Annotated in this window: 14 protein-coding genes; 6 read left to right on the plus strand and 8 right to left on the minus strand. The window is 42.4% G+C overall.

Annotated elements, in window-relative coordinates:
* Positions 1 to 40: 40 nt before the first annotated feature.
* Positions 41 to 3310, minus strand: a complete 3270-nt coding sequence (locus LZP46_RS10255) for a lytic transglycosylase (RefSeq protein WP_236093763.1) — start codon at positions 3308 to 3310, stop codon at positions 41 to 43.
* Between the two features lie 212 nt (positions 3311 to 3522).
* Between LZP46_RS10255 and dnaQ the strand changes: the two genes are divergently transcribed.
* The 3 genes from dnaQ (at position 3523) to nudC (ending at position 7546) form a co-directional block, all read left to right on the plus strand.
* Positions 3523 to 5001 (plus strand): DNA polymerase III subunit epsilon, encoded by a 1479-nt coding sequence (gene dnaQ / locus LZP46_RS10260; protein ID WP_236093764.1) that lies wholly within the window; start codon positions 3523 to 3525, stop codon positions 4999 to 5001.
* Positions 5002 to 5129: 128 nt separating this feature from the next.
* Positions 5130 to 6773, plus strand: coding sequence for a chemotaxis protein (locus LZP46_RS10265; RefSeq protein WP_236093765.1), 1644 nt, complete (start codon positions 5130 to 5132; stop codon positions 6771 to 6773).
* Entirely contained in the window at positions 6773 to 7546 is a 774-nt protein-coding gene (gene nudC, locus LZP46_RS10270) for an NAD(+) diphosphatase (RefSeq protein WP_236093766.1), read from the plus strand. Before LZP46_RS10265 ends, nudC begins: the two co-directional genes overlap by 1 nt.
* 99 nt (positions 7547 to 7645) lie before the next feature.
* Here the strand turns inward: nudC and LZP46_RS10275 are convergent, their stop codons facing one another.
* The 3 genes from LZP46_RS10275 to LZP46_RS10285 all read right to left on the minus strand — a co-directional run bounded on the left by LZP46_RS10275 (position 7646) and on the right by LZP46_RS10285 (position 9739).
* Positions 7646 to 8533 carry an alpha/beta hydrolase gene (locus tag LZP46_RS10275; RefSeq protein ID WP_236093767.1) on the minus strand — a complete coding sequence of 296 codons (888 nt, stop codon included), beginning with the start codon at positions 8531 to 8533 and terminating at the stop codon, positions 7646 to 7648.
* On the minus strand, positions 8523 to 9200 hold the full coding sequence (locus LZP46_RS10280; RefSeq protein WP_070152442.1) for a BON domain-containing protein: 678 nt from the start codon (positions 9198 to 9200) through the stop codon (positions 8523 to 8525). The genes LZP46_RS10275 and LZP46_RS10280 overlap by 11 nt, the downstream gene beginning before the upstream one ends.
* A gap of 110 nt (positions 9201 to 9310) precedes the next feature.
* On the minus strand, positions 9311 to 9739 hold the full coding sequence (locus LZP46_RS10285; RefSeq protein ID WP_070152446.1) for a YraN family protein: 429 nt from the start codon (positions 9737 to 9739) through the stop codon (positions 9311 to 9313).
* 204 nt (positions 9740 to 9943) lie between these two features.
* Between LZP46_RS10285 and rsmI the strand changes: the two genes are divergently transcribed.
* Positions 9944 to 10786 carry a 16S rRNA (cytidine(1402)-2'-O)-methyltransferase gene (rsmI, locus tag LZP46_RS10290; protein ID WP_236093768.1) on the plus strand — a complete coding sequence of 281 codons (843 nt, stop codon included), beginning with the start codon at positions 9944 to 9946 and terminating at the stop codon, positions 10784 to 10786.
* Positions 10787 to 10905: 119 nt separating this feature from the next.
* Here rsmI and LZP46_RS10295 read toward each other — a convergent pair whose 3' ends face one another.
* The 3 genes from LZP46_RS10295 to ubiH all read right to left on the minus strand — a co-directional run bounded on the left by LZP46_RS10295 (position 10906) and on the right by ubiH (position 13786).
* Positions 10906 to 11154 (minus strand): hypothetical protein, encoded by a 249-nt coding sequence (locus tag LZP46_RS10295; RefSeq protein ID WP_019836366.1) that lies wholly within the window; start codon positions 11152 to 11154, stop codon positions 10906 to 10908.
* A 176-nt stretch (positions 11155 to 11330) separates the two neighbouring features.
* Complete coding sequence (locus tag LZP46_RS10300; protein WP_236093769.1) at positions 11331 to 12581, minus strand: FAD-dependent monooxygenase; 1251 nt, start codon at positions 12579 to 12581, stop codon at positions 11331 to 11333.
* Positions 12578 to 13786 (minus strand): 2-octaprenyl-6-methoxyphenyl hydroxylase, encoded by a 1209-nt coding sequence (gene ubiH, locus LZP46_RS10305; protein WP_070152455.1) that lies wholly within the window; start codon positions 13784 to 13786, stop codon positions 12578 to 12580. Before ubiH ends, LZP46_RS10300 begins: the two co-directional genes overlap by 4 nt.
* 372 nt (positions 13787 to 14158) lie before the next feature.
* Here ubiH and LZP46_RS10310 point away from each other — a divergent pair, with 372 nt between their 5' ends.
* Positions 14159 to 14404 carry a type II toxin-antitoxin system RelB/DinJ family antitoxin gene (locus tag LZP46_RS10310; RefSeq protein WP_004970507.1) on the plus strand — a complete coding sequence of 82 codons (246 nt, stop codon included), beginning with the start codon at positions 14159 to 14161 and terminating at the stop codon, positions 14402 to 14404.
* A complete protein-coding gene (locus LZP46_RS10315; protein ID WP_236093770.1) occupies positions 14394 to 14726 on the plus strand; it encodes a type II toxin-antitoxin system RelE family toxin in 333 nt (110 codons plus the stop codon). Before LZP46_RS10310 ends, LZP46_RS10315 begins: the two co-directional genes overlap by 11 nt.
* A 40-nt stretch (positions 14727 to 14766) precedes the next feature.
* Here the strand turns inward: LZP46_RS10315 and pepP are convergent, their stop codons facing one another.
* Entirely contained in the window at positions 14767 to 16101 is a 1335-nt protein-coding gene (gene pepP / locus LZP46_RS10320; RefSeq protein WP_236093771.1) for a Xaa-Pro aminopeptidase, read from the minus strand.
* Positions 16102 to 16147 lie beyond the last annotated feature (46 nt).

A 16147-nucleotide genomic window follows, 5' to 3' on the forward strand; every position in this document is an offset into this window, starting at 1 on the left:
TGAGGATGCCGTCAAAACATGACATCCTCAGGATTAAACTTTACAGATTCGGGACTTTAATCACATCGCCAATACGCAATTGAGTATTTGGCTGCATATCATTTAAATCTGCCAATGCTTTGGTGTCGATGCCATAACGACTGGATAAGCCAATCAGCGTATCCCCACGTTTCACTTTATATTCAGTTACGGTTTTGGGAACTTGAATATTTTGTCCAATGCGTAAACCTGAACGTGGCGTTAAGTTATTTAAACTCGCCAATTCAGCAACCGATACACCTACACGGTTAGCAATCGAATTTAACGACTCACCACTTTTAACGGTATAAGCTTCGGTGGCTTTGCTACTGCTGCTTTTCGCAGCACTTACGACCTCAGTTTTTACTTGATTTTTTGCAGCACTGGCATCGACTTTTAAGCGTTGCCCGATGCGTACATTGGCAGTACGTGAAAGGTCATTCAGCTCTGCCAAATAATTCAATTGCAATTTATATTGGCGCGCGATACTGCTTAAAGTTTCCCCTGCTTTGACCACGTGAATGTCATTGGTGGTTTCAGCCACCGCTTCAACTTGGACTTTTTTCTCAGGAACATCACCCGTGAGTTTCAGACTTTGCCCTGCTCTTAAACCGCTGTTACGGCTTAGATTGTTTAAGTCTGCAATATAGTCTTGGCTTAGATTAAATTTTGTCGAAATCGCCGATAAGGTATCGCCACGTTGTACCGTATAACGTTCAGGCACATTAACACCTGCAGGTACTTTAAGGGTTTGGCCAATGCGTACCCCACTTTGAGTGCTTAAATTGTTTAAACTGGCGAGCTCAGCCAAAGAAATTTTGGCTTGGTTGGCAATGCTCGATAAAGTATCGCCACGCTGTACTTGGTAGTTTTCAGTCGGATAGTTTGGCTCTGCTGCTTTTGTTTCTGACTTACTGGCGTCAGCTTTGCTCGCTTCCGTTTTTTGTGCGGTCACTTCATTCACAGGCACATTAATACGCTGCCCAACCAATAAGCTACTGTTCGGGTTTAATCCTGGGGTTAAATCGGCCAATTCCTGATTCGACAAGGCATAACGGTCTGCAATCAATTTTAAATATTCGCCGCGCTTCACCACGTAAGTTTTGGTTGCGATTCTTGCAACCTGTTCTGCAGCTTTTTTGTCGGCTTCTGCTTTGGCTTTAGATGCAGCCGTTTCTTTTAAACTTAGGCGCTGCCCTACAAATAAACCACTGGTGGTGCTTAAGTTATTCAAGTCTGCCAATTGTTTTACAGTTAAACCAAACTGACTGGCAACACCTGTTAAGGTGTCATTGGCTTGCACCACGTACTGCTCTGGCATGGTTTTTGGCTTAGCAGGCTCTGCCTGTACTTGTGGCTTGGCATCGTATAAATAAATACTGGTGCCCACATACAAAGTTGCATCTGGAGCAATTTGGTTCCACTTGGCAATATCACGCCAGTTCAAGCCATTTTTCATAGCAATGCTAGCCAAGGTGTCCCCCGCTAACACGGTATACGTGGTACGTTTGCCTTTTGGTGGTACGACCACCACCTCAGACTCCGTACGTAAATAGTTCTTACCTTGGTTACGCTTTGCTTCTTCTGAATCTGGGCGCGTATTTTCTGCCACACTTTTCGGGTAAGCAAAACCTTTGGTTAATTCTTTACCTTGCTGCTCTGCAACAGACAGACTGGTCTGAATAGCGGTCAGCTTAATTTTGCCATCGTATGGATCGACAATTTCAGTGCCTTGCGGCGCAATTTGTTTCAACTCTGCCACAAGTTGTTCTTGTTCGGCTTTAGAAGCTACAGGTTGCAATACTTCTTCTACAGTTTTATTGCTACCTTCAGCCTGCACTGCTGCAAGAATTTGCTCGCGCTCAGTACTGGAAATTGGTGGCTCAATCCGCACAGGCTGAATATTGGCAGCAGGTGTAACAGCAACAGGAATACGCGGCGCACTTGGAATATCGCTACCCGCAGCAAATGCAGCCAAAGCGTCCGAACCTTGTGGGGTACGTGACAAACGTGCAGGCGTAGTGGTTGCTGGTTTTGAAACACTGGCTGTAGTTGATGCTGTGCTTGGTGTATTGGTAGTCGTGACTGCCGCAGATGCTGCAGGTTTACTTGTAGTCGTTCTGGTTGTTGTACTGGTCGTTAACGAAGGTGGTTCAGATTTAGACGGTGTAATGGTCACACCAGAAGATGAAAACGATGGGGTATTGCTGTTATTACTTGCCAATAAACCGCCACCACCTTGGAGTTTTTTCAATCGTGCATCGACTGTCGGGCTTAAATCTGCAGGAATCAAAATACGCATTGGACTTTGGCTATCAATCCGATCCCCACGATGTCCTGGGTTAAGCGAATACAATTCGGCACGACTTAGCCCTGTAATATTGGCCACATCATTTAAATTTACCGCACCTACATTAATTTCACGGAAGTGTGGACGGTTGGCAATTGGCGGCAAAGACACGCCATAAGCATGCGGGCTTTTAATAATTTGTGCCACCGCCAAGAAACGCGGCACATAGTTCATGGTTTCTTGCGGCAGTTTTAAAGACCAATAATCGGTTGGTAAACCTGCAGCTTTATTGCGGTTAATGGCTTGTTGAATACGACCCGGGCCTGCGTTATAAGCTGCCAATGCCAATTCCCAAGAACCAAACTGATTATACAAACTGCCCAAAAATTCATAGGCAGCACGAGTCGATTCCACGACATCACGGCGACCATCGTACATTGAAGTTTGTTTTAAGCCGTAAATACGCCCCGTACTTGGAATGAACTGCCATAAACCTGCGGCAGCTGCGCTACTGGTCGCGGCAGGGTCATAAGAACTTTCAATGACAGGTAATAACGCCAATTCAGTTGGCATGCCACGACGTTCAGCTTCTTTAACTGTGTGATACAAATAACGTGACGCACGTGCACTTAAACGATCCAAATACGGCTGACGTGAAATAAACCAGCCTCGCTGCGCTTCAATACGTGGATTCCAATGGTTTAAATCCATTTTGAAACCAACGGTCATACGCTTCCAGACATCACCGTGTTTTAAAATTAATAAACGGTCACCTTCTACCGCGCGCATATCGGTTGCAGAGAGTAGATCTTCCAGACCATCTAAAGTACTGGCATCTAAATAACCCGACCCAACCTGACTTGAAGTGAGTGGCTTGCTCGCACCCTGCGTCGAGCTACAACCCGTCATCAAGCCAAGGGCAGCTAATGCTGAACCTAAAACTGTAATTTTTAAAAATGAAGGTAAAGTCGGCTGCCACATGCGCGTGGTTGGTTTATACATAAAAAAATCCAAACAACTCGTATATAAATTATTTTTTAGACTTGCCATTGTAGTAGAGCTAGACAACGACACAAGGCATTAATTTAGCGCGTTTCGTCTATAAATGTTACAAGAAATTAAAAAATAGACAGGATTTACACGTCTAAACTGAATTTGCGATATACAATAGCTTTTCATTTTGATTTATTTTGCACAACCTTCGGATCTGATTTATGTCTCAAACAATCACATTATATGTTGATGGTGCTTGTCGTGGTAATCCTGGCTTAGGTGGTTGGGGTGCGTATATTGTTACTGAACAAGCAGAACATAAATTATATGGTGGCGAAGCTCAAACCACCAATAACCGTATGGAATTGACTGCAGCGATTGAAGGCATTTTATTTTGCCCAACGGATGCCAAGCTGATTATTTGGACTGACTCCAATTATGTCAAACAAGGCATTACTGAGTGGATTCACGGCTGGAAAAAGAAAAACTGGAAAGATGTCAAAAATCCTGATCTTTGGCAAAAACTAGATGCCACCTGTCAAGGTCGTGAAATTGAATGGAACTGGATTAAAGGTCATGCAGGACATGCGGGCAATGAAATGGCAGATCAACTCGCCAATGTGGGTGCAGATCAAGTCAGCAAAATGTTAAAAACAGGAGACTCAAATCCAACCCTCAACGCAACCTTAGTCACATCCGCAGCAGACATAGCAGAACATGATAAAAAAAAAGCCGAATCTGACTGGTTGTTAGATGACCCCTTTGGTTTTGATTTAATGGGCGATGATGCCGAGGCTGAAACAGAAGATATGCAAAATTCGCTTCAGGAAACTCATCAGACAACTGACACGGAACTTGAAACAGCAGAGAACGTGCCTGCAACTGAATCAACAATCACAGACGAAGCAGAAGTAGAAAAAACCAATCCATCAGCTCGCGTTGACGCAGTGAACACAACTCAATCGCATCCGCATATTGTGGTCACCCCTGCCACGCTAAGCTTACACGGCCCGCGCCAACTGATTCTTGATACCGAAACCACAGGTTTTTACTATCAAGATGGTGACCGAATTATTGAAGTCGGTGCACTAGAAATGATTAACCGTAAACTCACGGGCAGCTCTATCCACATTTATATTCAGCCTGAGAAACTGGTCGGTGAATCAGAAAACATTCACGGCATTTCAGATGAGTTCTTAAAAGACAAACCCAAATTTGCCGAAATTGCTGATGTGCTGTATCAGTATCTTAAAGGTGCAGAAATTATCGCGCACAACGCTAGCTTCGATATGAACTTCTTGGATATGGAGTTCAGTCGTGCAGGTTTGGGCAATTTGTCCGAAGTATGCGAAGTGACCGACTCATTGCTGATGGCAAAAAGCAAACACCCTGGGCAAAAAAACTCACTCGATGCGCTCGTTAGACGCTATGAAATACCTGCACGTGACCGTACCTTCCACGGCGCATTACTGGATGCTGAAATTCTAGCCGACGTTTACTTGGCAATGACGGGGGGACAAGTCGCCTTTGATATGGATACCCTGTCTGCAAGTGAAGAACAGCAACGTCAAAGCGATCGTTTAAGTATTGATATTGATCTTGCTGTCATTCTACCGTCTGAAGAAGAATTAGCTGCACATGAGAACTGGATCAAACAATTCGAAGAAAAACACGGTAAACCTTGCTTTTTTGCCAAATAAAATCGACAAGTTTTGTAATTTTATGTATTTAAAGATTTGCCAGTTCAGTTATAGTTAAAGCAAATAGGACTTTGTGTATTTTGCAAAGAACCAACAAACAGATAAAACTCTAGGAAAGGTGCAGATCCATGTCTTACCAAACCTCTATACATTTTGATCCAACTGCCTTGCTGATAATAAAAAATGAGGTTGATAATTCTATCAAATTGGTTGAATCCGCAGTAAGCACCCTAGCTGAAGATCAAACTTTGCCTTTTGGGATTGACGATGCACTGAATCAATTTGAGCAGTGTGCTCAGGTTTTAGCCTTAATTGATATGGAAAGCTTGGCAAAAATTGCGCAATACTCAGCAGAGCTCATGCGTAAAATTATGGGGAACCCAAGCAATATCAACACGCAGGAAGTGATTGCACTTAGCGAAGGCACCACCATGCTCAAGCGTTATATTGAGTTCATTTGCCTACGTGAAGTTAAAATCCCACAATTTCTGCTCGATACTTTAAACCGTTTAGAATTGGCATTGGGGAAACCGTTGACCCAAGAAGGTCAGCATATCGAAACTTTACTGGACTGCATCACCCCAAGTTTCCAATTGCCGCAAGTGCCTTCTTTAGAAAAATCGGCTTATGTGCATCGCTTATATAAGCTGTCATTACATAAACTGCTCAAGCAAGAAGAATCTGTAATGGATCTTCAAGCAATCAAATTAGTAGGAACATATTTGGCAGGCTTGGCAGAACAACATCCTAGTCAGCAATATTGGGGCTTAGTACACGTTGCCTTTAACCATATTGATAACTTGTTGTTGAATGAGCCACGTTTGCGTACTTTTATTGGTATTGAGCACAATATGCGTCAATACTTTGCTACGCCAGAAAGCTTTACCGCCAGCTTGTCTGACCTTGCCAATGTTTTAAGCTTGTGCATTAGTCAGGAAGATGAAGTTTCTCAACATATTCGCAGTCAAATCAATATTGGTGACGACCTACTCACCGACATGCAGTTACAAGTATTCAGCCGTCATTTGTATGGTCCAGACTTTGACACCATGCACACCATTAGCAATTTAGTGACCACTGAAATGACACAAATTCGCAATGACATCGAATACAACTATCAAAACATGAGTCCTGAAAAAACGCTGGAATTGCAAAGCAAATTAACAGAGTTAGCCAATTTATTTAAAGTCTTGAACTTAAATGAAGCGCATTTGGACTTACAACGTCAAGCAGAATCTTTAAGTCGACCTGAATTGCTTAAAGATGAAAACTTTGCTCAGCAATTAATGAACGTGATTTTATCGGCGATGAACTCTATTGGTGTGCTTGAACGTCATCACACTTCTAGCCGTTTACAATTACGCGTGAATAACATGAACATTTCGCTAGATCGTTTAGATGAAGCACATGAAGCCTTACTGAATGAAACCAAATTACTGATTGACCTCATCACGCAAACACTAACACTTCACCTAGAAAATCAAAACGTTGCAGATTTAGAGCATACTTCTGCACAAATTCGTGAAGTTGCAGGGGCTATGCTGTTCTTAAATGCTGAAAATGGTCAAAAAGCACTGAAAGTATCTGCAGATTTTGTGTATGCACAAGTTGAAGCATGGCAAAACTTAACAGCTGAGCAAGTCAACAATATCTTGGATACGCTTGCGAGCGCAGACATGCTGATTGACAATTTAAAGAACAAACAGCCTGTTCTACACAGCATGTTTAAGGTAGCATTGGACAGTAGTGAAAAATTGAAAACTGTAGCCTAATGACTGAACTCTCACTTGCATATATATTTCAGCGACAACAGCTTTTAGTCGATGAAAACTTCCAATTACCACGTGTAGAAAAGTTGGCAAGTGATTTAAGTTTTAGCTCGGGTGATCAAGTGATTGCCCGAGATCTGCTTGACGATGAGTCTATACCTGAAGGATTTCAACTGGTTCCAATCCGACAACTTCTACAAGTCTGGAACACGCAGCAGTTTGAACAAGCCAGCCGTGCTATTCAGTTACTCGAATGGCGTCGCAATCATAAATTCTGCAGCCATTGCGGTCATAAAACCGAAGCCCATGCGACTCAATATGCCATGGTCTGCCCTGCTTGTGGCTATCACCAATATCCGCGCGTAAATCCCTGTGTCATTACCGTGATTACCCGTGGTAAAGATGAAGTTTTATTGGCACGTCATGCAAGCAATAAATTGCCCATTTACGGTTTAATCGCAGGCTTTGTGGAAGTGGGTGAAACACTTGAAGAAGCCGTGCGTCGTGAGACTTTTGAAGAAGTTGGCGTACAGCTTAAAAATATTCAGTATCTTGCCAGCCAGCCGTGGCCTTTTCCAAGTAACTTAATGATCGCATTTAAAGCTGAATATGCAGGTGGTGAAATTCAGTTACAGGAAGAAGAAATTCGAGATGCGCAGTTCTTTAAGTTTGATCAACTGCCTGATATTCCATTTAAAGGCAGTATCGCCCATGCCATGATTATGCATGTGACTCAAGGCACGCCTGTGGCTGATGATACCAAAGCGTGGTTATAAATCTAATTTGCAGTCTTGCATTAAAAAAACCGTTGCACTCTATAAGCTGCAACGGTTTTTTTATGACCATTTCAATTCAATGCGGAGGATCAATCAACATCACGCATCTTTAAGCGCCTGATCTAAAGCACGCATAATTTGACGTTTGGTCGCAAAGAAACGGCTAAACAGACTCGACACCGATGCCATGACACTGACATGCCCTGTTTTTGGAATGACCATAATTTCGCTGTGATTGCCATATTTCTTTAATACGTGATCGAAATCTGTGGCATTATTTGCACCCACAATTTGATCTTTTTCTGCCACCAATAAATAGTGTTTGACTGAATTCGACTCCACAAAATAATACGGCATCACATCCTGATATGGCACCTCTTGATCAAAGGCATCGGCACATAGCGGATCATCCTTATAATCAAAATGATAAGGCCCAGCTAAGCCGATAATCGCACGGATGTGATCTTTACATCTTAAAGCATACGGCTGTGGATGGTACAACAAAGACATCACATTAAATGCCCCAGCAGAATGTCCCATCAACACCACCTGTGCAGTGGCAATACCCAGTTTATGTTGCTGCTGAGTCAAGTAATTCAACGCAAGGGTTAAATCGTCAATATAGGTGGGAAAAATATGTTGTGGCGCGAGCTGATAGTTCATCACCGCGACATCAAAGCCTTCTTTTGCAAAAGCTTCGCCCACAAAACGATAATCTTGCTTATCGCCATGTGACCATGACCCACCATGCACAAACACAATGAGTGGACGCTGTGGGCGTGGTGTTATGGTGCGGTACAAATCCAAACGATGCCGTGCGCGTAAACCATAAGCAATATTGCTTTGAACGGTATAACCCTGACGTGGCGTTAAACGGTTCAGCGCATAGCTACCCAAACTATACAGGCGAAATTCTTCATAAATACGTTTCGCCTGTTCTAAAGTTTTATTTAGTTGTTTAAACAAGTGTTCCACATTATTGAACATGCGTCGGTTCAACCTGATCTGGGTCAATCGCGACAGGCGTTTGTGTTTCTGGAGCAACCATTGGACTTACAAAGTTCGCGTTATTGCTTGGTCGTAGCTCAATATTATCAATTAAGGTAATAATTTTAGTGACATTACCTACTTGCTGTAGCACTTGGTTTAAATCCTGCGATTCCGCATTGTTTAAACGTCCCATCACATACAACACGCCATCTTCGGTATGAATACGCACTTTGCTGTCTGACACTACAGGCGCTTTCATAATCAAGCCGCGTGTATTTGCAGTGACCGTAGTGTCCTGCATAATAGTGCTATAACTGATTTGATTACCCACTGTAATATAGTTATGGATGGTTTTTACATCACTCATGGCACGCACATTGTCTTCTGCCAACTGTTTTAAATGCGCGTCAGGCACTTGCCCTGTCAACAACACATTGCCATGAAAACTTTCTATATTGACACGCGATTGTTTAAAACGTGAATCCAATTTATATAAATTAATTTTTGCAGTACGTTCAATAGAATTATCTATAAACACTTGCCCAAGTGAGCGTGCACCACTTTCTGTACCCACTGGCGCAGTGCCTGTACCACTTGAAATAAAACTTGCACAACCCGATAAACTTGCTACACACAGCAAGGTCACTGCAATACGATTGAACACTCAGCAAGACTCCTATTATTTTCTTTCAATTCTGGCTTGTGCTGTGCATTTCATCCTTAGATTTGCACGATCAACAATACACCGACTGATGCTTTTGCTTTAAATTTCACTCAAAGATTAATCAAGTCTGCATCAAAAGTAAAAGCATTTTCAATCCATTGCAAATCATACGGGTATTTGGAAAAGTCTTGCTGTACTGTTTTTGCAAATTGCCGAGAAAAATCAAAGCAAATCACATCAAAACGACAATAATATTCTGAATAGTGTGGATATTTTGTTAAAAACTGCAGGGCGGTTTTCATAATTTTACGCTGCTTAGATGTAGACACCACTTCATAGGCTTTGCCATAGCCAGTTTGTGAACGCGCTTTAACTTCTACAAATATCAGTTGTTCTGCTTGAATAAAAATACCGTCTATTTCACCAAAAGCACTGTGATAATTCTGCTCCAACATGCGCCAGCCATGTTGTTGTAAATATTGCCAAGCCGCCTGCTCTGCCCATGTGCCAATGTTTTGCTGGAGTGTTTTTTGATTCATGTTATATCCAATTTTTTATTTTGTTATGCTGCGCAATCATAGTATTCACTGAGGTGAGATGACGCGAGTTTCACACGTCAGACTGCAATTCAGGTAGAATACGCGTTTGGTCTGTAACTTGCATCAGACGCAAGCCAATACTGCCGTTGTTTCGTGTTTGATCTTTTTTTATTTTAGTTTGTTATTTCCCACGGAGAAAACTCAATGAGTGCCCAGTTATTTGTTGTTGCTACCCCAATTGGTCACTTAGATGATATGAGCTACCGTGCAATTGATGTGCTCAAATCGGTCAGCCTAATTGCTGCTGAAGATACCCGCACCTCTGCACAATTAATGAAACATTTTAATATTTCAACTCCGCTTACAGCCTGCCATGAACACAACGAAAGTAACAAGATTGATATTTTAGTCCAAAAATTACTCAATGGCGAAGATATTGCGCTCATTAGCGATGCAGGTACGCCACTGATTAGCGACCCAGGTTTTAAATTGGTTCGTGCAGCACAAGCCAATGGTATCCGTGTGATTCCAGTACCCGGTGCATGTGCAGCCATTGCAGCGCTAAGTGCAGTTGGTTTACCCAGTGATCGCTTTAGTTTTCAGGGATTTCTCGCGTCTAAACAATCACAGCGATTACAGCAACTTGAAAAGCTAAAAGATGAAACCCAAACCCTGATTTTTTATGAAGCACCGCATCGAATTTTAGATTCGGTCAAAGATATGGCGGGCGTATTTGGTGCAGACCGTCCTGTTGGCTTTGCCCGTGAAATTACCAAAACCTTTGAAACCATTAAAAAGATGACTTTGGGCGAATTGGCTGAATTTATCGCAGCAGATCATCATCAACAAAAAGGTGAAATTGTATTGGTGGTGGGTGGAGCGAGCGAAGAAAAAGACCTTGAACAAGAAAAATTAGATCAGCTATTGCAGCGTTTATTGCAAGATTTATCGGTAAAAGCAGCATCACAATTGGCTGCTGATCTAACAGGAATTAAAAAGAAAATTGCCTATCAACGTGCACTGGAGTTAAGCCAAGCAGCAGACTAAGCACGTTTAGCTTACTGCATTATTCTGAATATACGTTCAATAAAAAAGCATCACCTTGAAGGTGATGCTTTTTTATATATTTCGACCGTAGTCAGTACAACTTGCCTGAATACGACCTCTTAGTCGCGTGCAGACTCATCTGGTGGTACTTCGGTAATTTTTCCACCACGTGCCAAGAATGCAGCAACTTCATCTTCCAATGCCTGACGCTGTTTCAGTTTGGCAGTTACGGTCAAAGTTTCTGCTTCTGCTAAATCTCCATCTGCAGCGCTTTCTTCTGAATCTGCAGCGCCTTTTTCGGCAGCTTTCGCTTCATCTTCGTCAACAGTTGAATCTTCTACATCATCGTAATCGTTCATGTCCGTCATCTTAATCTCCCCACAAATGACTTCAATTTAGTCCAAGTGAAAACTGGTTATGAATTACGATGAAATTTAGCAATCTCTTGACCTTTCGCATAGAGTCTAGATTAAAAAAATCGTATCTTTTTTAATCAAATTGGTAATAACGTATGTATGACCGTACAAAAAACGACTCTTTAGGGTTAAACCTCGTAGCGTGTGTCTTGTAACAGACTTAATCCATTGGCTTGTGCCATGAAGGCATCTTTTAGCGCAGGCTGCTGTTCTACCTGTTTCAAACCAAAGTTACGTGCCCACACCACCGGGAATAAAGTGGTGGTTTCCATCCAGCCAATCGCAGACATGCTATGCATCATGGCATCATTTTGTCCTTTACGGCGATGCTCATAACGCTTTAAGGTCTGCTCATGCGCCCAAACGCCACGTTTAAAGTCGTGCAGTAGTACATCACACAGTACTGCAGCGTCCAGACAACCAATATTCACCCCTTGCCCTGCAAGTGGATGAATCACATGCGCGGCATCACCAATCAATGCCAGACCATCTTGCACATAGCGCTGCGCTGCACGTGCTTTCAGTGGAAAAATAGCACGCGGGGTTGCCTCTAAGACTTCTCCCAACATATGATGACTTTCACGAGTCAAAAGCTGAGTAAAGTCGGCATCATTGAGCTTGGCATATTCTTCGGCATAATCATCAGGTAAAGTCCAAACAATCGACTGCCAATGCCCTTCCTGCTCATCCTGTAAACTCGCCATCGGTAAATAGGCCAAAGGACCTGTTTCTAAAAATATTTGACGTGCAACATGCTGATGCGGCAACGCAGTACGAATTGCACAGGTTAAACCTGCCTGACGATAATCCAGTACATCAAAATCAATATAGGCTTGTTCGCGCACAAAGGAGTTGGCACCATCTGCCCCAATCACCAATTTGGTCTGTAATTGCGTACCATCGGCTAAATGAATATGCCAAACTCCTACACCGCGCTCTAAACGCGTCACTTTGACTTGAGTGCGATAATCATGCACTTGTTGTAACATTTGTTGCTGAATCGCTAGATTTAATATACTTGGCTCAACCATTGACCCCAGAGCATGCTCAATGGCGGGTGTACGTGCGGCACTTACCCCAAAATTAATTTCGCCATAGCCATTTTTATTCCACACTTGCATGCCGCTATACGGCATGTGTCGCGCCAGTTTAGACCAGACATCAACTGTTTTTAACAAGTGGATGGTTGCTTGACTTAAAGCCAATACACGCGGATTGGCAACTGCAAGAGTTTTCTCTGCATCTAAAATAGGTGCCGCATCTAAAACTGTCGCCTGCACATCCCCTTGTGCCAACAAGAGTGCAGTTAAGCCCCCCACCAAGCCCCCACCAATAATGACGACATCTAAAACTTGAGTTTGTTGATTTGCTGTGCTCATGCTTTTAACCCCATGGCATAGTTGGCGACCAAAGGTTTAATGCCTGGAATAGTATCAAACGCGACTAAGCCTGTATTGCGCATAAATTTCAGGATTGGGTTTTGATTGCTAAATCCTCGTACGACACTGTCACAGAATTTGATGACTCGCTGCTGATCTTTCAAACGCGATTGTTCATAGTCACGCAGCATTGTAGCATCACCTAAATCTCCTGACTGAGCCGCCTGTTCGGTGAGATAACGCAATAAGACATATGCATCTCGCATACACAGGTTAAAGCCCTGCCCTGCGACTGGGTGAATGGTATGGGCTGCATTGCCCATCAGTACAACGCGACCAACCGCCTGTTTTTCCGCCAGAACTTGTGATAATGGAAAACTAAAACGACGTCCTGTTTTTTCAAATTTCCCTGCACGATCACCATAGGCTTGTTGCAAGGCATTTAAAAAGTGTTGATCATTTTCATCGCCTATCCATTCATGTTCTGTACCTTTTGGTACAGGCCACACCACAGAACGGCGATATTCACCTGGTAGTGGTAACAATGCCAAAGGCCCTAAATGGCTAAAACGCTCAAAGCCGACATGTGCATGCGGTTTGGAGGTTTGTACTGTCGTCACTATCGCCACTTGGTCATAATCATGTTCCGATGCACCGATGCCCAAGGCTTTACGGCAGAAAGAATCACGACCATCGGCAGCAATCAGTAGTTTGGCAGCAAGCTGTAATTGTTCCTGACCACGAACGGCTTCAATATAGGCAAAATCTGTATCTTGTTTAAGACTGGTGACCTGTACACCATCAATCAATTCAATCAAAGGTTGTTTACGCACTTCGGTCAGTAACACCCGACCTAACCATGCATTTTCAATCACCTGACCAAAGCTTTCGACTTTTTCTTGTTCGGCCAATAAACGTGCCTTGCCAAAACTACCTTGTTCGGTAATTTGAACTTCTAAAATAGGCGTAGCATGTTCTTGCAAGGCATCCCATAAACCTAGCTCTTGGTAAATTTGTACGCTGCGACGCGACAAGGCACTGTTACGTGCATCAAAACTGGAGTGATACGGCGCAAGGTTGGCATCATCATAATTGGGGTATTGAATCGCTTCTAGCAACTTCACTGCAATGTTTGACTTAGCCAACATCAAGGCTAAGCTTAGCCCGACCATACCACCGCCTACAATGATCACTTCTTGTTGCATGCCTTGATCCTTTTTATGAGGTATTCGACTTCAAAAGATTCAATCGAAATACGTATAATCTGTAATGGATTTTATCTTACCGCAAAGTCATTTATTTTTATAATGAATTAGTGTTGAAGCTATGGAAGATGATTAGACTTCTGGCAAATGTCCGATTCAAACTATAATTATTAATCCCCCATCTTCTTGCTCCGAGCCATGTATGACACAAGAGAAGATAAATTCAATACTTAGTATTATTGATGGCTGATGATTGATTTTAGAATAAGCTCAACGATAAAAATGATCTCACATAATGGTTATTATACAAACTATCTTTGTAATGCATATTGCATTACAATATTTCCATACATTCAATAACTGAGAGAAGTGATGGCTACTGTTAATTTCAGGGTCGATGAAGCCCTTAAAGAAAAATCTTATTCAATCCTTAAAGAACAAGGTATCTCACCTACCGATTTCTTTACCAATATTCTTGAATATGTGGCAACGACTGGAAAGCTTCCAGTACAGAAAGCGTTGCTTTCAGAAGAAGATGCTGAACTATTGGCACTTGTCCGTAAACGCATGAATGATCCTAAAGAGATGTTCGAGGAAGTCACATTAGATGACTTATAATCTTTTACGTCACAAGGACTTCACTGCAGAATGGGAAAAGCTTCCGAGTGCTATCCGCGACCAATTCAAGAAAAAATTAGCCAAAGTCATTGAGCAGCCACATATTCCAAAGAACATGCTTAAAGGTGATCTTGCTGGCTGCTATAAAATCAAATTATTAAAAGCGGGTGTCCGACTTATTTATCAGGTCAAAGATGATCAGGTCGTTATTTTGCTCATTACCGTTGGAAAGCGTGCTGATAACATTGTTTATGATGAAGCAAAAAAGCGGATCAAAGACTTAAAATTATTTACTTACTCAAAATTTACACGCGCTTTCTAATAAAAAAGCTGATCACTTGACCAGCTTTAATTAGACCCAATTAAGCAGATTTTGCTTTTGCCATCAATGCTTCAATCTCTTCCACGGTTTTCACCACTTTTGAAGTCAGATTCAATGGCCCGTTCGCAGTCGCCACAATATCATCTTCAATACGGATGCCTATACCACGCCATTTAGCATCTACAGTTTCATCATCGGGTGCAATGTACAGACCTGGCTCAATGGTCACCACCATACCCTCTTCATACACACGCCAGTCTTCACCGTGTTTATAGCTACCGACATCATGCACATCCATGCCCAACCAATGCCCTGTACCGTGCATATAAAACTGACGATAACTTTCTGAAGCAATAATTTCTTCTAAATCGCCCTGCATAATGCCTAGATCAAGCAAACCTTGCACCAAAATACGCACCGCAACATGGTGTGGTTCTTTATAGGAGTTACCAATTTGTACAGCTTCAATTGCTGCAATTTGCGCATCCAATACAATGTTATACAGTGCTTTTTGTTCTGGACTGAATTGACCATTCACGGGAAAAGTACGGGTAATATCTGAGGCATAGCACTGATATTCACAGGCAGCATCTATCAGGACTAAATCGCCATCTTTAAGCACTTTGTCATTTTCGACATAATGCAAAATGCAGGCATTTTCACCACCACCGACAATACTGTTATAGGCAGGTACGCAGCCATTTTTACCAAAAATATAATTCAGTTCAGCTTCTAGCTCATATTCCATCATGCCTACTTTTACTGTTTGCATAGCACGAATATGCGCTTCTGCACTAATATTTGAGGCAATTTGCATCAACTCCAATTCAGACTCAGTTTTATGCAAACGCATTTTATCCAGCAAACGATCTAACTGAACAATTTTAGCAGGTGCAGTATTGCCTTGACGATGTTGTGCATCGGCTTGTTGGTTCCATGCCGCAACACGTAGATCAAATTCAGTCTGATGCCCTAAGCGATAATACAACGTGTCTTTATTGACAATTTTGGCAATGATTTCTGCATCTAATTGCGCAATTGCAAAAGACTCATCTGCCTCAAATAGCTCAATTGCGCCTTCTTGCCCTGCGCGATAACCATTCCAGATTTCCATTTCACGGTTACGTTCGCGGCAAAACAAGGTGTAGGTATAACCTTCATCAATTGATTCATAGGTTTCAATCACAGCGACTGCTTCAGGTTCAGCAAAACCTGTTAAATAGAAAAAACTGCTGTCGGCACGATATTTATAATCTGCATCACGATTCCGCATTGCCACAGGACTGGTTGCAATAATTGCGACACTATTGGGCCCCATCAGTTCTGCAAGTTGATCACGACGTTCTTTAAATTCGACTTGAGTCAGTTTTTTCATAAATACGGTCTACATATATAAAATGATGAAAATATGATTGTTGTAA

The sequence above is a fragment of the Acinetobacter sp. SCLZS86 genome, assembly GCF_021560715.1.
Classification (GTDB): Bacteria; Pseudomonadota; Gammaproteobacteria; order Pseudomonadales; family Moraxellaceae; genus Acinetobacter; species Acinetobacter towneri_A.